Origin of the sequence: Streptomyces sp. NPDC058326, from assembly GCF_042879855.1 — a bacterium.
Lineage (GTDB): Bacteria > Actinomycetota > Actinomycetes > Streptomycetales > Streptomycetaceae > Streptomyces.
In genome coordinates, this window is the sequence record NZ_JBHVZO010000002.1 from 203211 (window position 1) to 229001 (window position 25791).

The 25791-nt window shown below is 69.9% G+C and carries 14 protein-coding genes; 10 read left to right on the forward strand and 4 right to left on the reverse strand.

Annotation, left to right across the window (positions count from 1 at the left end):
* Positions 1–190: 190 nt before the first annotated feature.
* From ACFVYX_RS03750 to ACFVYX_RS03765, 4 genes are read left to right on the forward strand one after another with little or no spacing between them, the layout of a single operon-like run.
* On the forward strand, positions 191–1033 hold the full coding sequence (locus ACFVYX_RS03750) for a nitrilase-related carbon-nitrogen hydrolase (protein ID WP_389679674.1): 843 nt from the start codon (positions 191–193) through the stop codon (positions 1031–1033).
* Positions 1030–2310, forward strand: a complete 1281-nt coding sequence (locus ACFVYX_RS03755; protein WP_389679675.1) for an aspartate aminotransferase family protein — start codon at positions 1030–1032, stop codon at positions 2308–2310. The genes ACFVYX_RS03750 and ACFVYX_RS03755 overlap by 4 nt, the downstream gene beginning before the upstream one ends.
* Before the next feature lie 49 nt (positions 2311–2359).
* Complete coding sequence (hydA, locus tag ACFVYX_RS03760; protein ID WP_389679676.1) at positions 2360–3751, forward strand: dihydropyrimidinase; 1392 nt, start codon at positions 2360–2362, stop codon at positions 3749–3751.
* A gap of 46 nt (positions 3752–3797) precedes the next feature.
* Positions 3798–4811, forward strand: a complete 1014-nt coding sequence (locus ACFVYX_RS03765; protein ID WP_389679677.1) for a TIGR03842 family LLM class F420-dependent oxidoreductase — start codon at positions 3798–3800, stop codon at positions 4809–4811.
* Between the two features lie 69 nt (positions 4812–4880).
* On the opposite strand, the gene ACFVYX_RS03770 is transcribed toward ACFVYX_RS03765, so the two are convergent.
* Entirely contained in the window at positions 4881–13058 is an 8178-nt protein-coding gene (locus ACFVYX_RS03770) for a SpvB/TcaC N-terminal domain-containing protein (RefSeq protein ID WP_389679678.1), read from the reverse strand.
* Positions 13059–13511: 453 nt separating this feature from the next.
* Here ACFVYX_RS03770 and ACFVYX_RS03775 point away from each other — a divergent pair, with 453 nt between their 5' ends.
* The 5 genes from ACFVYX_RS03775 (at position 13512) to ACFVYX_RS03795 (ending at position 19344) form a co-directional block, all read left to right on the forward strand.
* The gene (locus ACFVYX_RS03775) at positions 13512–14510 is read left to right on the forward strand and encodes an arabinan endo-1,5-alpha-L-arabinosidase (protein ID WP_389679679.1); all 999 of its coding nucleotides are present in this window, start codon (positions 13512–13514) and stop codon (positions 14508–14510) included.
* 36 nt (positions 14511–14546) lie between these two features.
* Positions 14547–16076 carry an alpha-N-arabinofuranosidase gene (locus ACFVYX_RS03780; RefSeq protein ID WP_389679680.1) on the forward strand — a complete coding sequence of 510 codons (1530 nt, stop codon included), beginning with the start codon at positions 14547–14549 and terminating at the stop codon, positions 16074–16076.
* Between the two features lie 93 nt (positions 16077–16169).
* Complete coding sequence (locus tag ACFVYX_RS03785; protein WP_389679681.1) at positions 16170–17507, forward strand: extracellular solute-binding protein; 1338 nt, start codon at positions 16170–16172, stop codon at positions 17505–17507.
* Entirely contained in the window at positions 17504–18466 is a 963-nt protein-coding gene (locus tag ACFVYX_RS03790; protein ID WP_389679682.1) for a carbohydrate ABC transporter permease, read from the forward strand. Before ACFVYX_RS03785 ends, ACFVYX_RS03790 begins: the two co-directional genes overlap by 4 nt.
* A complete protein-coding gene (locus tag ACFVYX_RS03795; protein WP_389679683.1) occupies positions 18463–19344 on the forward strand; it encodes a carbohydrate ABC transporter permease in 882 nt (293 codons plus the stop codon). Before ACFVYX_RS03790 ends, ACFVYX_RS03795 begins: the two co-directional genes overlap by 4 nt.
* A gap of 63 nt (positions 19345–19407) precedes the next feature.
* Here ACFVYX_RS03795 and ACFVYX_RS03800 read toward each other — a convergent pair whose 3' ends face one another.
* Both ACFVYX_RS03800 and ACFVYX_RS03805 read right to left on the reverse strand, forming a co-directional pair.
* Complete coding sequence (locus ACFVYX_RS03800) at positions 19408–20493, reverse strand: aldose epimerase family protein (RefSeq protein WP_389679684.1); 1086 nt, start codon at positions 20491–20493, stop codon at positions 19408–19410.
* 66 nt (positions 20494–20559) lie between these two features.
* Positions 20560–21576: a zinc-binding dehydrogenase gene (locus ACFVYX_RS03805; RefSeq protein ID WP_389679685.1), complete on the reverse strand. Its 1017-nt coding sequence runs from the start codon at positions 21574–21576 to the stop codon at positions 20560–20562.
* Positions 21577–21909: 333 nt separating this feature from the next.
* Here ACFVYX_RS03805 and ACFVYX_RS03810 point away from each other — a divergent pair, with 333 nt between their 5' ends.
* Positions 21910–23163: an FAD-binding protein gene (locus ACFVYX_RS03810; protein WP_389679686.1), complete on the forward strand. Its 1254-nt coding sequence runs from the start codon at positions 21910–21912 to the stop codon at positions 23161–23163.
* 138 nt (positions 23164–23301) lie between these two features.
* Here ACFVYX_RS03810 and ACFVYX_RS03815 read toward each other — a convergent pair whose 3' ends face one another.
* Positions 23302–25608 (reverse strand): beta-L-arabinofuranosidase domain-containing protein, encoded by a 2307-nt coding sequence (locus ACFVYX_RS03815; RefSeq protein WP_389679687.1) that lies wholly within the window; start codon positions 25606–25608, stop codon positions 23302–23304.
* Positions 25609–25791 lie beyond the last annotated feature (183 nt).

Genomic DNA, 25791 nt, shown 5'->3' on the forward strand with positions numbered 1-25791 from the left:
GCACGTGTCGGTCCTTGCCGGTACGTGTCGGTACGTGTCCGACGTGGACCACTCGGGTATGAAACATGATCGACCCGGCCGCTTCACGGCGGCGGTCTTGCTCCGCGGTGTGACGGGGCTTACGTTCTCCTCCTACGCACCGCGTCTACGTGCGTAGAGGCTCTCTGACGCCGTGCCGAAGGAGCAGCTCATGACCGACGTCGTACGCGCCGCGCTCGTCCAGGCGACCTGGACCGGCGACACCGAATCCATGATCGCCAAACACGAGGAGCACGCCCGGGAGGCGGCCCGCCAGGGTGCCAGGGTGATCGGATTCCAGGAGGTGTTCAACGCCCCCTACTTCTGCCAGGTCCAGGAGCCCGAGCACTACCGCTGGGCCGAGCCCGTCCCCGACGGCCCGACCGTGCGCAGGATGCGGGATCTCGCCCGGGAGACCGGAATGGTGATCGTGGTGCCCGTCTTCGAGATCGAGAGCGAGGGCTTCTACTACAATACGGCCGCCGTGATCGACGCCGACGGCACGTACCTCGGCAAGTACCGCAAACACCACATCCCCCAGGTCAGGGGCTTCTGGGAGAAGTACTACTTCCGCCCGGGCAACGTCGGCTGGCCGGTCTTCGACACCGCCGTCGGCAAGGTCGGCGTCTACATCTGCTACGACCGCCACTTCCCGGAGGGCTGGCGCCAACTCGGCTTGAACGGCGCGCAGTTGGTCTACAACCCTTCGGCCACCCACCGCGGGCTCTCCTCCCACCTCTGGCAGCTGGAACAGCCCGCCGCGGCCGTCGCCAACGAGTACTTCGTCGCCGCCATCAACCGGGTCGGCGTCGAGGAGTACGGCGACAACGACTTCTACGGCACCAGCTACTTCGTCGACCCGCGCGGCAAGTTCGTCGGTGACGTCGCCTCCGACAAGACCGAGGAACTCGTCGTCCGCGACCTCGACTTCGGTCTCATCGAGCAGGTGCGGCAGCAGTGGGCCTTCTACCGGGACCGCCGCCCCGACGCGTACGACGGGCTGGTGCGGCCGTGAGCAGCCTCCACGACCGGCACAAGGCCGTCCTCCCCGAGTGGCTCGCCCTCTACTACCGGGACCCCATCGAGATCACCCATGGCGAGGGCCGCCACGTCTGGGACGCCGAAGGCCGCAGATACCTCGACTTCTTCGGCGGCATCCTCACCACCATGACCGCCCACGCCCTGCCCGAGGTCACCAAGGCCGTCGCCGAGCAGGCCGGGCGGATCATCCACTCCTCCACGCTCTACCTCAACCGCCCGATGGTGGAGCTCGCCGAGCGGATCGCCGGGCTCTCCGGAATCCCCGACGCCCGTGTCTTCTTCACCACCTCCGGCACCGAGGCCAACGACACGGCGCTCCTCCTCGCCACCGCGTACCGCCGCTCGAACCAGATCCTGGCCATGCGGAACAGCTACCACGGCCGCTCCTTCTCCACCGTCGGCATCACCGGCAACCGCGCCTGGTCACCGACCGGCCTCTCCCCGCTCCAGACGATGTACGTGCACGGCGGCGTCCGCACCCGCGGCCCCTTCGCCCAGTACACCGACGAGCGGTTCATCGAGGCGTGCGTCGCCGACCTGGAAGACCTCCTCGGCCACACCCGGGACGTCGCCGCTCTCATCGCCGAACCCGTCCAGGGCGTCGGCGGCTTCACCTCCCCTCCCGACGGTCTGTACGCCGCCTTCCGCCGGGTCCTCGACCGGCACGGCATCCTGTGGATCTCCGACGAGGTGCAGACCGGCTGGGGCCGCACCGGCGACAACTTCTGGGGCTGGCAGGCCCACGGCCAGGCCGGACCGCCCGACATCCTGACCTTCGCCAAGGGCATCGGCAACGGCATGTCCGTCGGCGGGGTCGTCGCCCGCGCCGAGGTCATGAACTGCCTCGGCGCAAACTCCATCTCCACCTTCGGCGGTTCACCCATCACCATGGCGGCGGGCCTCGCCAACCTCTCGTACCTCCTCGACCACGACCTCCAGGGCAACGCGCGCCGCGTCGGGGGCCTCCTCATCGAACGCGTCCGGGCCGCCTGCGCCGGAGTGGCGGCGGTACGGGAGGTCCGCGGCAGAGGCCTCATGATCGGCATCGAGCTCACCGAACCGGGCACCGACCGGGCCGCCCCGGACACGGCCGCCGCCGTCCTGGAGTCCGCCCGCGAGAACGGCCTGCTGATCGGCAAGGGCGGCGGCCACAACACCAGCACCCTGCGCATCGCCCCGCCGCTCTCGCTCACCGTCGCCGAGGCCGAAGAGGGCGCGGCGATCCTCGAACAGGCCGTAAGGGGCCTGTGAGCCCGTCTTGGTGGTGCTGGTCTGGTCGGTGTGAAGGGATGGAGGGGACATGACTCGGACTCTGATTACCGGTGGTCTTGTGATCACGGCGGCGGACGAGGTGCACGCGGATGTGTTGATCGAGCACGGCCGGGTGGTGGCCTTGGCGGCGCCGGGGACGCAGGAGTGGACGGCGGACCGGGTGATCGACGCGTCGCAGAAGTACGTGATCCCTGGTGGGGTCGACGCGCACACGCATATGGAGCTGCCGTTCGGCGGCACGTTCGCGTCGGACACGTTCGAGACGGGGACGAGGGCCGCGGCGTGGGGCGGGACGACGACGATCGTCGACTTCGCGGTGCAGGCGAAAGGCGAGTCGCTGCATGCCGGCCTGAACGCCTGGATGGAGAAGGCGGACGGGAACTGCGCGGTCGACTACGCGTTCCACATGATCATGTCGGACGTGAACGAGTCGACGCTGCGGGAGATGCCGAAGCTCATCGAGCACGGCGTTTCCTCGTTCAAATTGTTCATGGCGTATCCGGGTGTCTTCTATTCGGACGACGGCCAGATTCTGCGGGCGATGCAGGTTGCCGGCGATACGGGCGGGCTGATCATGATGCACGCGGAGAACGGCATCGCGATCGACGTCCTGGTCGAGCAGGCGCTCGCCCGGGGTGAGACCGACCCTCGCCATCACGGGGAGGTCCGCAAGGCCCTGCTTGAGGCGGAGGCCACGCACCGGGCGATCCAGCTCGCTCGCGTCGCGGGCAGTCCCCTGTACGTGGTGCACGTCTCCGCGCAGGAGGCGGTGGCCGAGTTGGCGGCGGCGAGGGACATGGGCCTGCCGGTCTTCGGCGAGACCTGCCCGCAGTACCTCTTCCTGTCCACGGACAATTTGGCGGAGCCGGAATTCGAGGGCGCCAAGTACGTCTGCTCCACGCCGCTGAGGCCGAAGGAGCACCAGGCAGCGCTCTGGCGCGGCCTGCGGACCAACGACCTCCAGGTGGTCTCCACCGACCACTGCCCCTTCTGCTTCGTGGGACAGAAGGAGCTCGGCCGGGGCGACTTCTCCAAGATCCCCAACGGGCTGCCCGGCGTGGAGAACCGCATGGACCTCCTCCACCAGGCCGTCGTCGACGGGCACATCTCCCGCCGCCGCTGGATCGAGATCGCCTGCGCGACACCGGCGAGGATGTTCGGCATCTACCCGCAGAAGGGCACGATCGCGCCGGGCGCGGACGCGGACGTCGTCATCTACGACCCGCACGCGACGCAGGTGCTGTCCGCCGAGACCCATCACATGAACGTCGACTACTCGGCGTACGAGGGCAAGACCGTCACGGGTCAGGTGGAGACGGTCCTCTCGCGTGGTGAGGTCGTCATCGATCAGCGGAAGTACGTGGGCCACGCGGGGCACGGGGTGTTCGTGCCGCGTGGTCTTTCCCAGTACCTGGGCTGAGTGGCCCGGGGTCTCGTCGTACCGAATCGAACGTGGAGGCCGCCCCTTGGACTTCGGACTCGTCCTGCAGACCGACCCGCCCGCCTCGCAGGTCGTCGGCCTGATGCGCCGGGCGGAACGCAACGGTTTCCGTTACGGCTGGACCTTCGACTCCGCCGTGCTGTGGCAGGAGCCCTTCGTCATCTACAGCCAGATCCTCGCCAACACCAAGAAGCTGCACGTCGGCCCCATGGTCACCAACCCGGGGACGCGTACCTGGGAGGTGACGGCCTCCACCTTCGCCACCCTCAACGACATGTACGGCAACCGGACCGTCTGCGGCATCGGCCGCGGCGACTCCGCCATGCGCGTCGCCGGCCGCAGGCCCAACACCCTGGCCCGGCTCGGCGAGGCCATCGACGTCATCCGCGACCTGGCGGAAGGGCGGGAGGCGCAGGTCGACGGCAACCCGATCCGCATCCCCTGGATCAAGAACGGCAAGCTGCCCGTCTGGATGGCGGCGTACGGCCCCAAGGCGCTCGCCCTGGCCGGGCAGAAGGCCGACGGCTTCATCCTCCAGCTCGCCGACCCGTTCCTGACGGAGTGGATGGTCAAGGCCGTCCGTGACGCGGCCCGGGAGGCCGGCCGCGACCCCGACGCCCTCACGATCTGCGTCGCCGCCCCCGCGTACGTCACGGCGGACGACTCGCCCGGGGCCCTGGCGCACGCCCGCGACCAGTGCCGGTGGTTCGGCGGCATGGTCGGCAACCACGTCGCCGACCTCGTCGCCAAGTACGGCGAACACTCCGGCATGGTCCCCGAGGAACTCACCGCCTACATCAAGGACCGGCAGGGCTACGACTACTCCCACCACGGCCGCGCCGACAACCCCGACACCACCTTCGTCCCCGACGAGATCGTCGACCGCTTCTGCCTTCTCGGCCCCGCCGAGGCCCACATCGAGAAGCTCCGCCATCTGAAGAGCCTGGGCGTCGACCAGTTCGCCGTCTACGACATGCACGACAACCGCGAGGCCACCATCGACGCCTACGGCACCGACATCATCCCGTTGTTCCGCTGAGCGGTGCCGGACTCGTGCGCGCGGGGGCAGCCGGGAACGCCGGCCGCCCCCGGGGTCGGCTCACGCCCGCTATTTCGGCCGGTGTCGGGTCATCCCGGCGTCCTTCAGCGCATCGAAATGGTTCTTGATCTCCGCCTCGAGGATCTCGGGTGTCATGCCCTTCTCGCCGTATCTCAAGTACAGGCCGACACCGAACGCGATCGCGGCGATGTCCGCCGCGTAGAGCGTCTGGTTCTCCTTCAGGTCCACCAAGCCCGCACCCGCTTGCAACACCCGGTGGCTGAACCCGGCCGCCGTGCCCACGTAGCCGTAGTGGACGTTGGACCAGAAGTCGTCCCGGACCTGTCCGTCGAACCCGGGGATGTCCGTCCAGTCCCAATCCTGGCCGGTCATGCCCTGGATGTCGTCCTTGTGATCCCACGGACCGCCGGTCTTGACGAGTTCCTTCCACGCCAGCAGCGCCGCCGCCTTGTCGGCGTACCCGTGCAGCGGCTGGTACCACTTCGTCTTCTTCTTGCCCGTGTTGATGTCGTTCATCTTCTGTACCGGTTCGGAGCGGGAGTTGACCGTCATCTCATGTGCCATGAAGGCCGTGAGCTTCTGGAAGGCCGCTTCTGGAGCCCGCCCGGTCGGATCGACCAGCTTGACGGGGTTGTTGTGCGCGTACGTGTAGACCGCGAGGTTGCGGGGTTCGGAGATCCCGCCCGCGAGCTTCGTGTCGAGGTACTCCGGCAGGGCCGGGTCGGCGCTCGCCCACAGTTGGGTGCGCGGGTTGTAGTAGCGGGCGCCGTGGTAGTTGAGGCCCGTCTCGCTGTCGAGTTCCTTGCCAGTGAACTGGTACGGCGTGTCCGCCTGCCCGGCCCGTTCCTCCACCCAGGTCTCCCCGGACGCGAAGTACTCCAGGTGCTCGGTCACCGCCCCCGTGCCGTCCGTGACGTACCCGGACGAGCCGAGGTGGTCGGTGTGGAAGAACGACCGGGCGTTCTCGACCCCGTCCGCCACGGTCTTGGTCGTCAGGCGGCTCTCGCCGATGAAGACGTGCTTGTAGCCGGTACCGTCCCGCTCGCTGTAGTTCCGGTTGGGGTACAGCGAGAGGCTTTCGGCCTTCTTGACCACCCGCTCGCCCGTCGCGTCGTACACATAGGACACGGTGGCGTCCGCGCAGCCCGCGGGGCTCTGCTCGACCGTCGGGGACGGGGCGTCCTGGTTGCAGGCGAGGCGGTTCTCCTCGTCCCACACGTACTGGCGGCGCTTGCCCGCCGCGGCCGTGTTCACCGTGGCGGTGAGGTTGCCGTTGGCGTCGTAGGCGTTCGTGACCGGGCCGACCCGGCTCGGCGCGTGCGGCTTGTCGCCGCCGTAGGCGTAGGTGTAGTCGTACGTGGTCCTGTCCTGCACCTCGGCCGGGTTCGACGGGTCGTCGACCGGCTCGATCGGGCCGGGGGAGCCGGTGCCGACCGGGAAGGCGGGGACGCCGCCGGTGATCTCGTGGCGCTGGGACTTGCCCGTGATGTTGTGCACGGAGTCGTAGCCCAGCGTCAGGCTGTACGTGTTGACCTGGTTGTTCTTGTCCGTGTACCGCCCGGACGCCGACGTCAGCCGGTTCAGGTCGTCATAGCCGTACGTCTGGGAGCTCGGACCGCCGATCTCCGCGTTCCGCGGCGCGGAGTTCGCCAGCGCCGTGACGTTGCCCGCGGCGTCGTAGGTGTAGCCCACGTCCTGGAACGTCGACGCGGTGGGCGCGGCGGACTTCAGCGTCGCCAGCCTGCGGTCCTCGGCGTCGTAGGTGTAGGTCGTGCGCACCCCGTTGCCGGTCTCCTGGAGGGCCTTCTGACCGAACTTGTCGTAGTCCAGCCGTTCCAGGTACGTGTAGTCGGTGCCGCCCTTGGCCCCGGTCGCCCGTGTGACCTGGCCACCCGAGTCGTAGGCGTAGGTGAGCACCTCGCCGTCGGGGTAGGTCAGCTGGAGCACGCGGTTGAAGCTGTCGTAGCGCCACGCGGTCGTGTACGTGCGGGGTGCGCCGGCGACGGCGCTGATCACGCGCGTCTCCCTGGTCAGCTCGCCCAGCGGCCCGTAGCCGCGGGTGGTCGTCCCGGCCGCGTCCCGGACCTCGGTGATCCGCGACGCGGCGTTGTCCGCCGCGCCGGGGGCGCCGTAGGAGTACGTGACGTCGTTGGCCGGGAACCTCGGGTACCGGACGGCCTTCAGCCGGGAGTAGTCGTAGTCGTACGCGATGGTCTGGTCCGTGGCCCGCAGGTTCGCGGTGGTCTTCGACGTGATGTTGCCGGCGAGGTCGTAGCGCGTCTCGGTCCGGCCCGCGTCCGGGCTGTCGAGCACCGTGCGCCGCCCGAGGCCGTCGTAGGCGGCGCGGGTGACGTTGTTCCGGTCGTCGGTGATGGTCGTGATCCGGCCGAGCGGGTCGTGCGCGTAGCTGGTCCAGACGGCCGTCGAGCCGTCGAACTCCTTCACCGCCGCGGTCGTGCCGCGGACGCCGGTGTAGACGCGGCGCTGCTTGCCGTTGGCGTTGGTCGCCGTGTTCTCGAACCGCGTCGCACCGGCCCGGTCGGGCCCGAATCCGTACGCGTTGGTCGTGCTGGTCCCGTCGGGCCGCAGGATCCTGACCGACCGGTCCAGGACGTCGAACGACTCCTTCGTCGGGGCCACCGTGTCGAACGCGGCGTTGAACGTCGTGTTCGCCGCGCCCTTGGGCTCGGTCACCGGGTAGTACGTCTGCGTCGTGCGGCCGAGGAAGTCGAACGTCAGCCGCCCGGACACCGTCATCACCGGCTGCGGCGCCGCCCCCGGCGACGCGGCGACCGATGCGTCCTTCTTGGTCTGCAGCACCCGCTTCAGGCCGTCGACGAACGTGACGGTGTCGATGGTGTCCGCCCGCGCGCCGCCCGCGTCCCGGTCCAGGTGCTTCGTCGTGGCGTACGGGACAGCCGCCTCGGGGTGGTAGTCGAAGTCGATCGTGACCCGGTCGCCGCCCGCCTCGTACGGGCCGGTGACCGTGTCCAGCCGGCCGACGCTGTCGTACGCCATCGTCAGCGGCTGGTCGTTCTGGTCGGTGCTCCGCTCCGGCAGGCCGTACTTCAGGTTGTGCGTCGTGGCCGACCGGTACCCGAAGCTGTCCACCACGGACTCGATGTGCACGCCGACGACGGTGTCGTAGCCGTACTCCAGCCGGTAGCGCTGACCGGACTCGTTCGCCGGCCGCGTCACCGACCGCAGGTTCCCGTCCGGGTGGTACTCCAGGTCCGTGACCGCGATGTCGGTGGGCGTCGCGTACTCCCGGATCTGCCGCAGCGCCCCGGTCGCACAGTCCACCGTGGCCTCGCGATGCTGGAGCGAGGTGTCCGTCGCGGTCGCGCGCCGGGCCACGGACCGGGCCAACCCGACCAGGTTGCGGTCCCGGCACGCCTGGTCCGACGTGGTGTACGCGAAGTTGGTCCGGACGTCGTCCTCGACTCCGTCGTCCCCGGCGTCGAAGGATTCCGTCAGGTTGCCGTACTCGTCGTAGGCCATGACGGTGTGTGTGGTCTTCGCGGGTTCCCGCGCCCCCTCGTGGAACTTCGTGTCCACCCGGGTCAGCTTCGGGAACACCGACGCGGTGGTGCCCGCCGGATCGGCCGCCGTGCCCGTGGCGATGTCGTGGAGCTGGTAGGTGTTGACGGTCTCGGTGAACGGGCGGCCCGCGCCGTCGGTGGTGAGGGTGCGGGCGAGCAGGCCCCTGGTGTAGACGCTGTCGGTCCTGTACTCGTTGGTCACCGACCGGTAGAGCGCATCGCCCGCACCCGGATCGCGGACCTCCGAGACGACCTTGCCGAAGCCGCGGAACTCGCGCTCCAGCCGGTCGTACGTGCCGTTCTCGTACCGGTGGGTCGTGAGCTGCTCGTCGGCCCCGTCGCCGGTCCGGCCGTCGAACACGGAGGTGCGGGAGAGGACCCAGCGGCTGTCGGGCATGGCCCGGGTGTTGCCGGTACGGGCGTAGTCCAGGTCGATCCGCGCGCCCATCGGCCGCGAAACCGAGCGCAGGAGGTTGGTGCGCCCGGTCTTGTTGGCGGCGACCAGCATCTCGTTGTCGCGGGTCGACCTGACGTGGTCGGCGAGGCCGTCGCCGTCGACGTCGCGCAGGATGGTCTCGGCCCGGCTGATGCCGGTGGAGGCGCTGGCTCCGGGGTTGAAGACGAAGACGCCGACGGGAGTGGGCAGGCCTACGGTGAAGTAGACGCCCGCGCCGAGGCTGGCGTTCTTGTCGACGGCGATCTCCGGGAAGCTGCCGCGGAACGGAGCGGGCGTGGTGAAGCCGGTGCCGGTGTTGACCGCGACCTTGATCGCGTTGGCCCCGTCGGTGAACACCCGGTCGGTGAGGCCGTCGCCGTTGACGTCCAGCATGCTCGCGTTCGTGAACGAGGTTCCCAGCTCGGCGGAGAGGCCGCCCGCGAAGCCGTAGCGGTCGACGTTGAACCCGAGGTTGACGCCGACGTTGCGGGTGGACGCGTCGTTGATCGGTCCGGCCGACCAGCGTTCGCGGGCGGCGAAGGAGTAGCCCAGGTTCAGCTGGGCGTCGCCGTTGCCGAACACCTTGTCCGGCAGCCCGTCCCCGTTGACGTCGATCAGGTCGACGCGGGAGTCGGACTCGCCGCCGCCGAGGCTGCCGCCGATGCCCAGCGACGGCTGGACCGCGCCGGTGGAGGAGGTGTTGGCGCTGGTGCCGGCGTCGGGCGCGGCCATGCCCAGGGCGCTGGCGATGGTGGCGGTCTCGCTGCCCGCCGAGAGCGACACGTTGCCGGAGACGTTGTCCGCCTCGCGCACGTTGCCGCCGAGGGTGCCGCGCGTGGCGCCGAGCGCGCCGTTCATGTCGGAGAACTGGATCTCCTTGGCGCCCACGACGTCGGGGTAGCCGTCGCCGTTGAGGTCGAGGTAGTCGACCGAGCCCGCGGTGATTCCGCCGACCACGGTGCCGCCGAACGGGCCGGCCGCGAGGGTGGCCGACACCTGGCCCGTGACACCGCGCCGCATCACCGCCCGGTCGCCCGCCACGTCGGCGTCGGTGACGACGTCGATGGTGTCCGCGCCGAGGCGGGAGCTCGTCGCCATCGCGGCGGTGACCCAGGAGGACTCGTCCTGGGCGGCCCAGCCGCCCTTGGCGGGAACGGGGGCGAACACCGCGAGCCGCGGCATGGTGAGCCGGGGGTTCGCGGCGAACGCCGGGACGTCCGCCTCCTTGGGCTGCTTGGGGAGCGCGTCCTTGAAGCTCTGGTCCAGCGTGAGTTCGGCCTGCTTGAGCGGCTGGGTGGCGCGCTCGCGGTTGCCCTGGTAGCCGATCACACCCCAGCCGCGGTAGGGCTGGGCGAAGGCGCCCTGCCCTACGGAACCGTGCATGGCGCTGGGCGCCTGGGTGAAGGTCGGCCAGCTCGACGTCACGTCGTAGGTGACCGAGGCGGACTGCTCGACGAGCATGGGGAGCACTCCGGGATCGGTCGTGGAGTAGTCGATGTAGAGCTCGTCACCGACGGTGACCGGTACGGTCAGGTCCAGGTTCGGGCCACCGAAGTAGGTGTCCTTGGCCTGGAAGATCCGTTTGCCGATCAGCTGCCCGCCGCGCTTCTTCACCGTGAGCGCGATCTTGGCGTCACTGAGGAACCCGAAGGTGAGGGACATCTTCGGCCGCACCTTCATCTGGCCGGTTTTGGTCGCCCTGTAGGTCTGCTGCGGCGCGGTGAGGGTGTCCGCCGGGAACAGGCTCATGTCGTACGGCGGGGTGATCACCAGCGTGGGATCCCCGGCGGCGTCGACGACCGACTCGACCCCCTGCGCGGCCGTGTAGTGCGCCTTCGGCGCCCAGCTCACCGCCGAGGGGTCGATCGGGGAGTCGGTCTTCAGCTTCCACGACATCTTCTCGAACATGGTGACCGGGATGCTCACGTCGATCGCGGTGGTGCCGGTCGACGCGGCGGGCAGGACCTTGCGGAACACCTCGGTGCCGGGGTGGACGCCGTTGCCCTTCTCGATCACGACGGTCACGTCGTCCGAGGTCGCCTCGGACTTGACCACGTCACCGGTGAGCCGCAGCGTGCCGTTCACCGGCACGGTCACCAGGGACGGCCTGCCGCCGAAGGTGAAGTCCGTCGACGCCCGGAAGACGGTGTCCGGCAGCCCGTTCGCGTCCGTGCCGGCCGGCAGGTCGGTGTAGGTGATCGCCGGGTCCCACGCCACGGTGTCGTACCTGCCGTCCAGGATGGACTGGGTACGGAAGTACAGCGCGTCGCCCTTCTTCACGGGGATCGCCGCCACGTTGCCCGGGGTGAACCGGGTGTGGTCGTCGGGGCCGATTCGCTGCGCCCAGAGTTCGGCGTCCTTGTGCTGGATGGTGACCCGCACGCCGTCGGCCTTGGTGTAGGCCGCCCGCGCCGCGGAGGGGTCCTCGGTCAGCTGCACGCCGCCGTCCACGCGGACGGTGCCGTCGAACGGCGCGATCCAGCGGCGTACCGTGTCGAGGAGCGGCGAGTTGTCCACCTGCTGGTTGAACTGCGCGGTCTGGTCGCCGACGATCGCGCCGGTCACCGAGCCGCCCCCGATCGGCGCCGGCGTACGGGCCGAGTCGGCGCTGTAGGCGGGCTGCCCCTCGGCGTCCAGGTAGCCGAACAGCACGCCGCCGTTGTTGACCAGGTCGGTGATGCCGTCACCGTTGACGTCGCTGAAGAACCGGTCCGAGGTGGTCGTCGTGCCGACGAAGTCCAGCTGCGCCGAGGTGGTGAGGACGTACGACTCGACGCCGATGGTGCCGGTCAGCGTGCGCTCGGTCGAGATGCCCGGGAGGTTCGTGAGCTTGACCGGAGTGTCGCCGAACTTCGGCTCACCGCCCGGCCCGGCCAGATTGGGCCGGTAGAAGACGTCGTTCTTCTTGCGGAACACCTTGTCCGGCAGGTTGTCGCCGTTCACGTCGACCAGCGACGACAGACCGTCGGACTGGCCCGCGCTGAAACCGACCTTCAGCCCGACGGAACCCTCCTTGGTCGGCAGCCCCTGCACGTTGTAGCCCGCGAACAGGTGCGCGCCGAAGCCGGCCGACGTGTTCGCCGAGATCGCGCTCGCCTCGCCCTCGCGGATGTTCACCCCGAGGTCGTCGTCCGGCACCGACCAGCCCTTCGCGGCGCCGAAGGCGTTGTAGTGGCCCGACTGGTCGCGCACGTCGTCGAAGTAGTCGAACGTGTGGGTGTTGAACAGCTGGTTGCTCTCGCCGAACTGCGACACCGAGGTGAGCAACGTCGTGGCGAACGCACCGGTCCGGTAGTTCAGCTCGTAGGCGCGGATCAGCTGGTCGTCCAGCTTGACCTCGACGCGTCGCAACAGGTCGGCGGTGACTTTCTTGAACCCGTACCTGGCGTCGATCCGCACGTCCGGCCGACGGGGCTCGCCACGCTCACGGTCCCGGACGAACGTCACCGAGTACCTGCCGTCGGTGTCGCCGCGGCCGGTGTAGGTGATCTTCTGCGGGTACAGGTCGCTGCCCGGCACCGCGGAGTCCGCCGTGCCACCGTCGGCCACCTTGGCGTACCGGTAGCGCAGGACGTTGTCGTTGCCGTCGCGGGTCTCCCGTGCCGCCCAGGTGGCGACGTGGCCCTTGCCGTCGGCCAGCGTGCTGTCGGCCGTACCGCCGAAGAGCGTGCGGACACCCTGCTTGTCGGTGACCTCCCACCAGTAGTTCGCGGGGCTGTCGCCGTGGCGCACGATCCGGTCGAAGCGGCCCTCCACCCGGGAGTGGAACACCTTCTCCGCGGTGCGCGCCCGTAACGCGCTCCGGTGCGCCACCGGGGTCAGCTGCTCGCCGTTGAGCAAGTAGGTCTCGGTCTCGAGGCCGGCGTCGTAGCGCGGCACACCCCACCGTGTGTCGACCGTGACCATGGGGGTGGTGACGTCCCACCCGACGCCGAGCCACCCGTTCGCCGCCGACGAGTTGTAGGTGACGGCCAGCTTCGGCTCCAGGCCCGCACGGCCCTTCGGGACCTCCAGCGGGTACGACAACCGCGCGTCACCGCTGTTGTTCGCCGAGGGCGCCTCGACCAGGTTCACCCCGGAGCCGGGGTCGGCCGCCTTGATGTCCTTGATCTGGTTCGGGTTGAACGACGTGCCCTCAGGGTGCTCGGGGCCCTTCACCGCCGAGTCCGCACCCGCCTGCGGTCCCGCCGCAGTGGCCCACCCCGGTGGCATCACCCCCAGTGCCGGCAACGCGACGACCAAGGTCACCAGCAAGCTTCTGACGCGCGCACGAGCCGACGCGAGGACGATCATGCCCCCGACCCCCTCTGGAGACTGAACTCGACCTGGGACACGGAACTTTCCGTGGAATCGCGGCCAGTAGACCCACCCCGGTGACCGCGATGTGAACGTACACGTTCAGAAAGGTCGCGGGCAGGGTGATCGCGACATCGGCCGGTTCGTCACCTTGGGCTCGCCGGCGGCTGCCCGTCACCGGCAACCGGTGACCGGGCCCGGCTCGTTGGGCGACCGGCTGACGGGCCGTCAAACAAGCGGCCGTATTCACCACCCCTTCCGTTCGAGATGTCGAACGGCGTTCGGTATTTTGCGCAATCCATTGACGCTGTGTTTCCGGCGGTCTAATTTCGCGATTCGAAGTTCCGGAAGGCGTTCGGAATTTCGAATGCCCTTCTTCCCGATTCGGTCGAAAGGAGACCCTCCATGCCCGTCGGGCGCCCCGTCCGTCGCCGGACCGCGACACTCCTGGCCGCCGGTGCCGCGGTCCTCGCCTGTCTGGCCCCCTCGGCCGCCGCCGTGCCCCCGGCCGCCTACCCCGACCCGCTGCCCGTCACCGGCGACGTCGTCGTCCACGACCCGGCGGCGATCAGGCTCAAGGACGGGACCTACGTGGTCTACTCCACGCACGGCGGTCTCGAAGCACGCACCTCGCGGGACGGCCGCCACTGGGAGCGGGCGGGATCCGCCTTCACCACGCTCCCGGCCTGGTGGCGCGCCTACTCCCCGGAGAGCGACCCCTGGGCCCCGGAGATCGTCCAGCGCAAGGGCCGCTACTGGCTCTACTACGCGGTCTCCTCCTTCGGTTCGAACCACTCCGGCATCGGGCTCGCCACGTCGCCCAGCGGCCGACCCGGCACATGGACCGACCACGGAGAGATCTTCGCGAGCGGTACGACGGACCCCTACAACGCCATCGACCCGGGCATCGTCGAAGGCGGAGGCCGGCTGTGGATGTCCTTCGGGTCGTACTGGACCGGCATCCGCATGGTGGAGCTGGACGGCCGTACCGGACGCCCGCTGCCCAACGCCCCCGTCCACCACCTCGCCACCCGCCCCGATGCCCCCTACGCGGTCGAGGCCCCGTACATCGTGCGCCGGGGCGGTCACTACTACCTCTTCGTCTCCTACGACCGCTGCTGCGCGGGCACCGAATCGACGTACAACATCCGCGTCGGCCGCTCCACCTCACCGACCGGCCCCTACGTGGGACGCGACGGCAGGCCGATGACGCAGGGCGGCGGTGACGTGCTCCTTGCCGCGCACGGCAAGTACCTCGGGCCCGGCGGACAGTCGGTGCTTCGCGACCGGGGCAGGGACGTCCTGGTCCATCACTACTACGACGCGGAGGACCGGGGCACCCCCAAGCTCGGCCTCACGCCCCTCTCCTGGAGGGCCGACGGCTGGCCCGCGCTCACCCGCTGACCACGACCCGCCCCCTCGATCCACGTAAAGGAAGTCATGACCCCGACCCCGGACCACGGCGCCCGGTTCACCCTCGATCCGGCGTTCACCGTCGGTGAGGTGAACCCCAGGCTCTTCGGCTCGTTCGTCGAGCACCTCGGGCGCTGCGTCTACACCGGCATCTTCGAACCCGGCCACCCCACGGCGGACGAGGCGGGCCTGCGCACCGACGTCCTCGAGCTCGTACGCGAGCTCGGTGTCACCGCCATCCGCTACCCCGGCGGCAACTTCGTCTCCGGATACCGCTGGGAGGACTCCGTCGGCCCCGTCGAGGACAGGCCCCGACGCCTCGACCTCGCCTGGCGCTCCACGGAGACCAACCGCTTCGGACTCAGCGAGTTCATGGCGTTCCTGAAGAAGGTCGGCCCCGAGGCCGAACCCATGATGGCCGTGAACCTCGGCACCCGGGGCGTGGCGGAGGCCCTCGAACTCCAGGAGTACGCCAACCACCCCGCCGGTACCGCCCTTTCCGACCGGCGCGTCGCCCACGGGGACAAGGAACCGTTCGGCATCCGTCTCTGGTGCCTCGGCAACGAGATGGACGGGCCGTGGCAGACCGGTCACAAGACGGCGGAGGAGTACGGCCGGGTGGCGGCCGAGACCGCGCGCGCCATGCGTCAGATGGACCCGGGCCTGGAACTCGTCGCCTGCGGCTCGTCGAGCCAGGCCATGCCCACCTTCGCCGCCTGGGAGGCGAAGGTCCTGGAGGAGACGTACGACCTCGTCGACCACATCTCGCTGCACGCCTACTACGAGGAGAAGAACGGCGACCGCGACTCCTTCCTGGCCTCCGCCGTGGACATGGAGTCGTTCATCGAGAACGTGGTCGCCACCTGCGACCACGTCGGAGCCCGGCTGAAGTCCCGGAAGAAGATCAACCTCTCCTTCGACGAGTGGAACGTCTGGTACCAGAGCCGCTTCGAGGCCGAGGCCGCGGCGAACCCGCTCGACTGGCCGGAAGCCCCCCGCCTCCTCGAAGACAGCTACTCCGTCACCGACGCCGTCGTCTTCGGCTCCCTGCTCATCGCCCTGCTGCGGCACGCCGACCGCGTGACGGTCGCCTGCCTCGCCCAGCTCGTCAACGTCATCGCCCCGATCATGACCGAACCCGGCGGCCCGGCCTGGCGACAGACCACCTTCCACCCCTTCGCCCACGCCGCCCGCCACGGCCGCGGCGAGGTCCTCGACGTGCGCGTCGACTCGCCCACGTACAGCACGGCCGTCCACGGAGACGTACCGCTGCTGCAGGCCACCGCGGTGCGGGACCCGCGGACCGGCGCCGTCACCGTCTTCGCCGTCAACCGGGCGCAGCACCGTCCTCTGCCGCTGCGCGTCGCGCTCAACGGCATGGACCTCGGCGAGATCGTCGAGCACACCGTCCTCGCCGACTCCGACCCGGACGCCCGCAACACCCTCGACGCGCCGGACCGCGTCGCGCCCCACCCGGGCGAGGGAGCCGTGCTGGCCGACTCCGCGCTGAGCGTCACCCTCGAACCACTGTCCTGGACCATGATCCGCCTGGCCTGACGGGCCACTCCCTCCACGAAAGCCGCCTCCGGGTGGCTCCGCACCGGAGGGCGGTCCCCAGCCGCCCTCCGCACCCCGGGAATACGAGCCGCTATGCATGCATCCCACCCCAGCCGGCGCCGTGTGCTCGCCGGCTCTCTGAGCGCCCTAGCCACCACGGGCGTCCTCGCGTCGACCGCGAGCTGCGCGGTGCCCACGACCGTCGCGTCCGGCCGGACCCGCCTCCGGTTCTGGCACCTCTTCGGCGGCGGGGACGGCGTCAACATGCAGACGATGCTGGACGCCTTCCGCGCCGCCCATCCGGAAATCGAACTGGAGGCCGCCACCCTTCAGTGGGGCGCCCCCTACTACACCAAACTCGGCATGGCGGGAGCGGGAGGCCGCGCGCCCGAGGTCGCCGCACTCCACATGGCGAGGCTGGCCGGGTTCGGCCCCGGGCGACTGGTCGACCCGTTCGACCCCGACCTGCTCGCCGAGGCCGGCATCCGCCCGGCGGACTTTCCCGAGGACCTCTGGCGGCGGGGACAGATCGAAGGGCGCCAGTACGCCGTCCCTCTCGACACCCATCCCCTCGTGCTCTACTACCAGACCGACATTTGCCGCAAGGCCGGTCTGATGGACGGCCGACGCCTCAAGCCCATCACAGGAGCGGCGGACTTCACCGCGGCCCTGCGCGCCGCCAAGAAGGTCACGGGAGGACCCGGCCTCGTCACCGAGACCCTGGGCCCCGACTGCATCACGCCCTGGCGCGTCTTCTCCACCTTCTACTCCCAGACCGGCGGGACCGTTCTCACGCCCGACGGCAAGGGACTGGCCCTCGACGACGCCAAGGCCCTGCGGGTCCTCGAGTACATGGCCTCGCTCATGGAAGAGGGGCTGTGGAGGCGCCGCGCCGACTACGGGGCCTCGGTGGGCATCTTCAACCAGGGACGAACGGCGTTCCACCTCAACGGGGACTGGGAGGTGACCACCTTCCGGACGGGAGGGACACCGTTCTCGATGACGCGGATCCCCGCTCTGTTCGGTCGGGCCACGGCTCAGGCCGACTCCCACGCCTTCGTCCTGCCCCACCAGCGCGCCCGTGACACCGCGACGGACAGGGCGGCCTGTGCCTTCGTCGCCTGGATGCTGAAGCACTCCGTCGAATGGGCGGCGGGCGGCCACGTCCCGGCGTACCGGCCCGTTCTCACGGATCCCGCCTACCTCGCGCTCGATCCGCAGTCCGCGTACCGCGACGTGATCGACGACGTGGTGCTCGACGAGCCGGCCTGGTTCGCCGGGTCAGCCTCCCGGATGTGGATCGAGCTCGGCGAGGTGTTCTCGACGCTCCTCACCGGCTCCCGCACGCCCCGCGAGGCGCTCTCCGAGGCGAAGCTCCGGCTCGGGCGCCTCCTCGACACCCGAAACCCCCTCCCCGGAGTCACGTCATGAGCACGCTCACCCCCGCCGCCCCGGCGCCCCCGGCCTCCGGGACGGGCCGCGGTGCCGGCACGGCCCGTCCCGGAGCGGTCCGGAGGAAGTGGACCGAACACGGTCTCGTCTTCGTGGCCCCCTTCCTGATCGTCTACGGCCTCTTCCTCGTCTGGCCTCTGATCAGCGGCCTGGGGATGAGCCTGACCAGCGAGAACATCACCGGCACCGAGGCGGAGTTCATCGGCCTCGACAACTACGCGGAGGCGCTGGCCGACCCGCAGATGTGGTCCTCGCTCTGGAACACCGTCTGGTTCACCGTGCTCTCCACCATCCCGCTCGTGCTGGTCGGACTCGTGCTCGCCCTGGTCGCCCACCAGCTGCGCGTCGTGCAGTGGCTGTGGCGGATCAGCTGGTTCGCGCCCTTCCTGCTGCCTTCCGGCGTCGTCTGCATGCTGTTCGCGCAGATGATATTCCCGCCGGGATTCGGGCTCGCCGACCAGCTTCTCGCCTCCGCGGGACTGGAACCAGGCATCGGCTGGCTGAGCGACGAGCGCTACGCCATGCTCTCCATCGTCCTGACCACGGTGTGGTGGACGGTCGGATTCAACTTCCTCCTCTACCTCGCGGCGCTCCAGGCCGTCCCGCAGCATCTGTACGAGGCGGCGGAACTCGACGGCGCCGGCGCGTGGCGGCGGCTCCGCCACATCACCCTGCCGCTCCTGCGACGCACCACCGGACTCGTGCTCGTGCTCCAGGTGCTCGCCTCGCTCAAGATCTTCGACCAGGTCTACCTGATGACCGGCGGAGGACCGGACGACTCCACCCGGCCGATCCTGCAGTACGTCTACCAGCAGGGCTTCACCGGCTACCGGATCGGCTACGCGTCCGCCGTCTCCTACATCTTCTTCGCCCTCATCCTGACCGTCTCCCTGGTCCAGCCCTGGCTGGCCCGGCGCCGAGAGGAGGCCGGCAAGTGAGCCTCGCCGTCCGTGACCGCACCGTCCGAGCGTCCCGCACCGAGAGGCGACGGCTCCGGTGGACCGCGGGCCGGATCTCGCTGCTCGTCGTGGCACTCGTCCTGGCCGCCGCCTGGCTGCTGCCGCTGCTCTGGGCCGTCGCCACCTCGCTGAAGCCGGAGGGGGAGACGACCGGGACACCGCTGGAGTGGATCGGGTCGCGGATCACCTTCGAGGCGTACACCAAGGTGTGGGAGTCGGGCACCCTCCTGCGGTGGACGGTGAACTCCTTCGTCGTCTCGGGGCTCACCACCCTGCTCACCGTCGCCCTGTGCGCCATGGCCGCCTACGGCTTCACCCGGACCGTGTTCCGGGGGCGCAGGTTCCTGTACGGCCTGGTCCTCGCCGGCATCATGGTGCCGCCCCAGGTCCTCATTGCGCCGCTGTTCACCCAGATGGTCCGCATGGGGCTCGTGGACACCTACTGGGGAGTGATCCTCCCTCAGGTCGCCGTCCCCGCGATGGTGTTCATCCTGGTGAAGTTCTTCGAAGGGGTGCCGAGGGAACTGGAAGAGGCGGCCTTCGTCGACGGCGCCGGCCGCTGGCGGGTCTTCTGGACGATCGTCATGCCGCTGTCCCGGCCCGTTCTCGCGGCTGTCGCGATCTTCACGTTCATCTCCACCTGGAACAACTTCCTGTGGCCGTTCCTCGTGACCACGGACCCCCAGGCCATGACGCTCCCGGTGGGTCTTGTCAACGTGCAGTCCGGATTCGGGGTCCGCTACGCCCAGATCATGGCCTCCCTGGTGATCGCGGGCCTTCCCCTGCTGTTCGTCTTCGCCCTGTTCCAGCGGCAGATCGTGCGGGGCATCGCTCACACGGGCCTGGCCGGTCAGTGAACCGTGTGCGAAGGGCCCGTTCCTCCGTGGGGGAGGAACGGGCCCTTCGCGCCGGGCGGTTGGTCAGAGCGTGGTGAAGGAGTGCACGGTCGTGGACCGGTAGGTCTCACCGGGACGCAGGACCGTACCGGGGAACTCGGGCTGGTGGGGGGAGTCGGGGAAGTGCTGGGTCTCCAGGCACAGTCCGTCTCCGCGCCGGTAGGGGCGGCCGCCGCTGCCCGTCGAGGTCCCGTCGAGGAAGTTGCCGGAGTAGAACTGGACACCGGGCTCGGTCGTCGCGATGCGCAGCATCCGGCCGGACACCGGCTCGTACAGCGTGGCGGCGGGCTCCGGGGTGGGGGTGACCCCTTTGTCGAGCACCCAGTTGTGGTCGTAGCCCCCCGCGTGCCGGAGCTGGGGGTCGTCGGCCGAGAGCCCCGGGCCGATCGCCCTGGCCGTCCGGAAGTCGAAGGGCGTGCCGGCGACCGGAGCCAGCCGGCCCGTCGGGATCAGCCCCGTTCCGACCGGAGTCGTCCGGGACGCCGCGATGGACAGTTCGTGTCCGTCGACGGAGCCGGCGGACTCGCCGGCAAGGTTCCAGTAGACGTGGCTGGTGAGATTGACGACCGTGGGCCGGTCGGTGACGGCGCGGTAGTCGATGCGCCAGTCACCCCCCTCGGTGAGGGTGTACACCACGCGTACGTCCAGGGTCCCGGGGAAGCCCATGTCGCCGTGGGGACTCGTGAGGGTGAGGACGAGACCGACGTCGGTGCCGCGGGCGAATCCGTGCACGGTCCAGTTCCGCCGGTCGAATCCCAGAGCGCCGCCGTGCAGGGTGTGTTCACCGCTCGCGACGGACAGGAAGTGGCGTGTGCCGTCCAGGTCGAACCAGCCGTGGGCGATCCGGTTGCCGTAGCGGCCGACGAGGGCACCGAAGTACGCCCGGGAGCCGAGGTAGTCGTCGAGCCCGCGGAAGCCCAGCGACACGTTGGCGCGTCGGCCGTCCCGGTCGGGTGTCTCCAGGGACTGCACGATGCCGCCGTGGCTGAGCACCGCGAGGCGTGTTCCGCCGTTCTCCAGCCACCAGCGGCGCACCTCCGTGCCGTCGGGCAGACGGCCGAAGGGCTCGGAGACGGGGGGACGGGACGGGTGGTGGGGCAGTGTCGTCATCGCGTTCCGGAGGTCGTCGAGGAGATGAGGAGAGATCAGGACGGAGGGCCGGTGCCTTACGGGCCCTCAGGGGCGCAGCAGCACTTTCCCGGTCGCGGGATCGCCGTCGCGGACGAGCTCCATGGCCCGTCCGAACTCGTCGACGCCCAGCTCGTGCGTGACGAGCGCGAGCGGGGTCAGCAGCCCCGCGGCGAAGGCGCGCACGGCGTAGGTCCAGGCGCCGGACGAGGCTCCGAAGACGGTTCCGACCGACAGTTGCCGTACGACGACCTGGGCGGGGTCGAGTCCTTGCGCACCGGGTGCCAGGTTGCCGGTGAGGACCAGACGTCCTCCCCGTCGCAGCAGGTGGGTCGCGGCGTGGGCCGTCGAGACGGCCCCCGCGGCCTCGATCACGACGTCGAAGTCGGCGAGACCGGCGGTCCGGTCCCATGTCCGGTAGGAGGTGGCCCCGAACCGGTGGGCGAGACCGGCGCGGCCGGGGTGTGTGCCGATCACCACGAGTTCGCTCGGGGAGAAGGCACCGAGCAGCTGTGCGGTGAGCAGGCCGAGGGCGCCGGTGCCGATGACGGCCACCCGTGAGCCGGGGAGCGGGGACGCCTTCAGGACGGCGGCGGCGGCGCAGGCCGCGGGCTCGAGGAGCGCGGCGGCGGTGAGGTCGGCGTCCGGCGGAAGGGTGTGCAGGAGGCGGGCGGGGAGTGTCAGGGTGGGGGCCATGGCGCCGGGAACGGTGAATCCCGTCTCCTCGTAGCCGGCCGTGCACAGGTTGCTCTCGCCGTCGCGGCAGCGTGCGCACGTCTGGCAGTTGTGCAGCCCCTCGCCCACCACCTTGTGGCCGATCAGGGAGGAGGGCGCGTGCTCTCCCACGGCGATGACGGTCCCTGACCATTCGTGGCCGGGGACGATCGGATAACGGACGTACTCCGGGGGGCGGCTGCCCTGGTAGAGCTCGCGGTCGCTGCCGCAGACCCCCACGGCGTGGACGCGTACCTGGGCCTCGCCGGGGCCCGGTTCCCGGGGCGTGTGCGCGACGAGGCGGAACCTCCCGGGGGCGTCGAGGACGACGGCCGACTCTCGGGGGCTCACCGGGAGCCGCCCCCGGGCGTCCCCACCCCATGGGTGCTGATCCGAGTGACGCGCACGTCGGCGACTCCCCTCGTTCGATATCTCGGCCAACGTTCGAAATCTTGCCGCGACAGTACGAAGTGTGATGTGGCGGTGTCAACGGTCGTGCACGCCGGGCGGATTGAACGGTCCGCGGAGCGGCCCTTGACTGCCCCGAAGCGGCGATCCTAGTCTGCGGCGACCGAGATCATGAACGTTGTTCGATATGACGAACGGTGAGTCGGTGAAGTCACCGTCAGGGCCGTCACCGCCCAGCACCTCGTACGGGAAACCGCGGGAACGACAAGGACGGACATGAACGACACCCTCACCAACTGGGCGGGGAACATCACCTTCGGTGCGGAACGCTTCAGCGCCCCCACCTCCGTCGAGGAGCTCCAGGAGCTGGTGGCCCGTTCCCGTGCCGTACGCCCCCTGGGCACGGGACACTCCTTCAACGCGATCGCGGACACGTCCGGGGACCTGGTGTCCACCGCACGACTGCCCCGCGTGCTCGACATCGACAGGCGGGCGGGCACCGTCACCGTGAGCGGGGGAACACGGTTCGGGGAGATCGCCGGTGTCCTTCACGAGGCCGGATACGCCCTGCACAACCTCGGTTCCCTGCCGCACATCTCGATCGCCGGCGCCTGCGCGACCGGCACGCACGGTTCGGGAGACGGGAACGGCACCATCGCCTCGGCGGTACGGGCCGTCGAGTACGTATCGGCCTCCGGCGAGCTGGTGACGACGCAGCGAGGAGGAGAACACTTCGCGGGCTCCGTCGTCGCCCTCGGCGCCCTCGGCATCGTCACCACGCTGACACTGGACCTGGTACCCGCCTTCGACATCCGGCAGTGGGTGTACGAAGGGCTGGCCGTCAGCACCCTTCGCGACACCTTCGACGAGGTGATGTCCGCCGCGTACAGCGTCAGCCTCTTCACCCGCTGGCAGGGAGACCTGATCGACCAGATCTGGCTCAAGCGGCGTGCGGACGCCCGCGAGCCCGCGCCCGCGCGCTGGCTCGGCGCCGTACGGGCCGACGGGCCGAGGCACCCCGTCCCCGGCATGCCGGCCGACTCCTGCACCCCGCAGCTGGGACTGCCGGGCCCGTCCCCGTTCCGGCTGCCGCACTTCAGACTGGAACACACGCCGAGCAGCGGCGCGGAACTGCAGTCGGAGTACTTCGTCGCCCGCGAGGACGCCGTCGCGGCCTTCGACGCCCTGCACGCGGTACGGGACGCCTTCGCACCCCATCTGAGAGTGGGGGAGATCCGGAGCGTGGCCGCGGACGACCTCTGGCTCAGCCCCGCGTACCAACGCGACTCGGTCGCCTACCACTTCACCTGGCTGCCCGACGCCGGGTCCGTGACGAAGGCCCTCCGGGTCATCGAGGACGCTCTGGCGCCCTTCGCCGCCCGGCCGCACTGGGGCAAGCTCTTCACCACGGAGCCCGACGCCCTGCGCGGTCTCCATCCGTGTCACGACCGCTTCGCGCGGCTGATGACGGCCCGCGACCCGGCGGGCGTGTTCCGCAACGACTTCATCGCCCGCCACTTTCCTTCCTGAGACCCGCACGGTGAGGGAAACGGTCCCGTGGCCGTCGCGCGCGGCGGCGCGGGAGGCCGTGACCCGTGTTCGGCCTGCCCCTTCCCCGGCCGGATGCGCGGGGAAGGGGCACGCGTCACGGCTCCTCCGCCGCGCGCCTCAGTCGCGTACGATGCGCCACCGGTTGTCGGCGGTGCCGTCGTCCGAAGCCTGGACCACATAGGCGCCGAGGGCCGCGGAACCGTTCTCGATCGCGAGAAGCCTGCCGCTGTGCGCGTTGCGGATCTTGAAGGTGCCGTCGTTCTGGCCGAGCAGGGTCCACCGGTGGTCGGCGGTGCCGTTGTCCGACCACTGCAGGACGGGGGCGCCGTCGGCCGTGGACATGTTCAGCACGCCGAGGACCTTTCCGCTGTGCGCGTTGCGGAACCGGAAGGCGTCGCCTTCCGCGATCATCACCCAGTCGTGGTCGGCGGTGCCCGAGTCGGTCCACTGAAGTGCCCTGCCGCCATCAGCGGTGGACATGTCCTGGATGCCCAGGACGAGGCCGCTGCCCGCGTTGACGAGACGGACGGTGGGGGCGGTGTTCCAGTAGACGGTGTAGTTGTGGCCGTGCGCGTCGTGGAACGGGCCGAGGGCGACGGCGGAGCCGTTCGCGGTGGCGGTGAAGGCGAGCGCGGTGGAGCTGGTCCGCCTGATCGAGGACGTGTCCAGCGACGGCAGGGAGCTGAGGGCGGTCGCGCCGTAGTCGCCGGACAGGACGACCGGCCCGTAGGTGACCGCGGCGACAGCGGGGTCGTCGTTGGCCGGACGCGTGACGATCCGCATCGGCAGACGTACGGTGACCGTGTCCCCGGAGGTCCAGGCGCGGGTCACGGTCGCGTAGGTGCCGGGCACGGCGGCGATGTTCTGCGGGACGCCGTTGACGCTGACGACGGCCCCGGTGGTCCAGCCGGGGATACGGACGCGCAGGGACCAGGTCCCACCGGCGTTGCCGGTGACGCGCAGGGTCGTGGTGTCGTTCGCCGGGTACGACGTGGTCTGGACGACGGTGATGCCGCGTTGCGTCCAGGTGAGGACCGAGGGCACGTACAGGTTCACGGTCAGGGTCGTGCCCGCGTGGAAGTAGACGGAGTCCATCAGACGGGTGTGCATCTCGAGGCCCGTGCCCTGGCAGCACCAGAAGGTGGAGTAGTCGGTGCTCCACGTGCCCCCGCCCCAGGCCGGGCCCACGCCCCGCCGGCCTCCGGGACGCAGCGGGGTGAAGTAGGTGACGTGGCCGTGCGGGTCGGCCGGATTCTGCTGACCGATCATGTGGTTCAGCCACGCCTGCTCGTAGTAGTCGAACAACGCCGCCCGGTCAGGAGTCAGCGAGAACAGCTCGCGGGTGAGCGTGAGCATGTTGACGGTGTTGCAGCTCTCGCACGTGTCCTGGCTCAGGTAGGCGGCGATGGAGTTCGGGGCACGGAAGTGCTCCCCCTGGCTGTTGCCTCCGATGGCGTAGGTGTGCGTGCCCACGCACATGTCCCAGGCATGGGTGGCGATGTCCCGGTAGCGCCTTGCCCCGGTCGCCTTGTACTCGCGGACGGCCCCGATCCATTTCGGCACCTGCGTGTTGGCGTGCAGCCCGGCCAGCGTGTCCTGGTTCGCCGCCAGCGGGTCGAACACCGCGGCGTGGTCGAACCGCTGGGCGACGGCGAGCCACCGGGCCTCGCCGGTCTGCTGGTAGAGGTCGGTCAGGACGGCGTTCATACCGCCGAACTCGGTGCCAAGCACGGCCTGCATCTGACCGCTGCTCAGCCGTCCGGTCCGCCGGTCGACCCAGCCCGCCAGGGCCAGCAGCACATCACGGGCCTGGGTACTGCCGAGGTGCCGCCACACGTCCAGCAGGCCGGCCATGGTCTTGTGAACGGTGTAGTACGGCACGTTGCCGTTGGTCAGCGTCCGGGCCTCCAGGGCGGTGAAGTCGGACTCCGGATAGCCCGACAGATACCCGGCGCTGAAGCCCGCGGCGGTGTTGTTGGCCTGGCACCGGGCCAGCTCCGCGACCATGTACAGGGCTTTGTCCCGGCATACCGCGTCCCCGGTCACGGCGTACACCTGCGCCCACGCCGTGAGGAAGTGGCCCTGGACGTGACTGCGGAAGGGGAAGTCGGGTGCTTCCCATCCGCCGGTGGCGGACGCGCCGGCGGTGGACAGCCGGTGGTTGGCGCGGAAGTTGTACAGCAACCGGTCCACGTCGACGAACCGCAGGTAGCTGTGGGTGCGGTTCTGGTTGTCCAGCCACCGGCTCGCGGTCAGCCGGACCTGGCCGAGTTCGAAGGGGGAAGCCAGGGATCCGATGTCGGGCCGGGCCGGAGGGACGGCCGCTTGCGCCGGGGAACCGCCGAGGAGAGGGCCGACGGCGGATGCCGCGGCGGTCGCTCCGGCCAGGTGGAGGAGGCGTCGTCTGCTGACGGAGGAGGACATGATGCACCTTTTCTCACGGACGAGTGACGGCTGTGTGCTGGAGCGGTTCTGGTCTCCTTCGGAGATGCGTACGCGAGGGGGCGCCCGTCGTCGGCGCTCCCGCCGATGGGCGAGCAGGGAATGACGGCATGAGTGTTAACGCTCACAAAGCTGCGGTCAATACTCGGCGTACGACGGGGAGTC

What these genes read in the sequence shown, in the direction of transcription:
- ACFVYX_RS03750 (WP_389679674.1), top strand. Translation starts at nt 191, where the DNA reads ATGACCGACGTCGTACGCGCCGCGCTCGTCCAGGCGACCTGGACCGGC.
- hydA (WP_389679676.1), top strand. Translation starts at nt 2,360, where the DNA reads ATGACTCGGACTCTGATTACCGGTGGTCTTGTGATCACGGCGGCGGAC.
- ACFVYX_RS03775 (WP_389679679.1), top strand. Translation starts at nt 13,512, where the DNA reads ATGCCCGTCGGGCGCCCCGTCCGTCGCCGGACCGCGACACTCCTGGCC.
- ACFVYX_RS03780 (WP_389679680.1), top strand. Translation starts at nt 14,547, where the DNA reads ATGACCCCGACCCCGGACCACGGCGCCCGGTTCACCCTCGATCCGGCG.
- ACFVYX_RS03785 (WP_389679681.1), top strand. Translation starts at nt 16,170, where the DNA reads ATGCATGCATCCCACCCCAGCCGGCGCCGTGTGCTCGCCGGCTCTCTG.
- ACFVYX_RS03790 (WP_389679682.1), top strand. Translation starts at nt 17,504, where the DNA reads ATGAGCACGCTCACCCCCGCCGCCCCGGCGCCCCCGGCCTCCGGGACG.
- ACFVYX_RS03800 (WP_389679684.1), bottom strand. Translation starts at nt 20,493, where the DNA reads ATGACGACACTGCCCCACCACCCGTCCCGTCCCCCCGTCTCCGAGCCC.
- ACFVYX_RS03810 (WP_389679686.1), top strand. Translation starts at nt 21,910, where the DNA reads ATGAACGACACCCTCACCAACTGGGCGGGGAACATCACCTTCGGTGCG.
- ACFVYX_RS03815 (WP_389679687.1), bottom strand. Translation starts at nt 25,608, where the DNA reads ATGTCCTCCTCCGTCAGCAGACGACGCCTCCTCCACCTGGCCGGAGCG.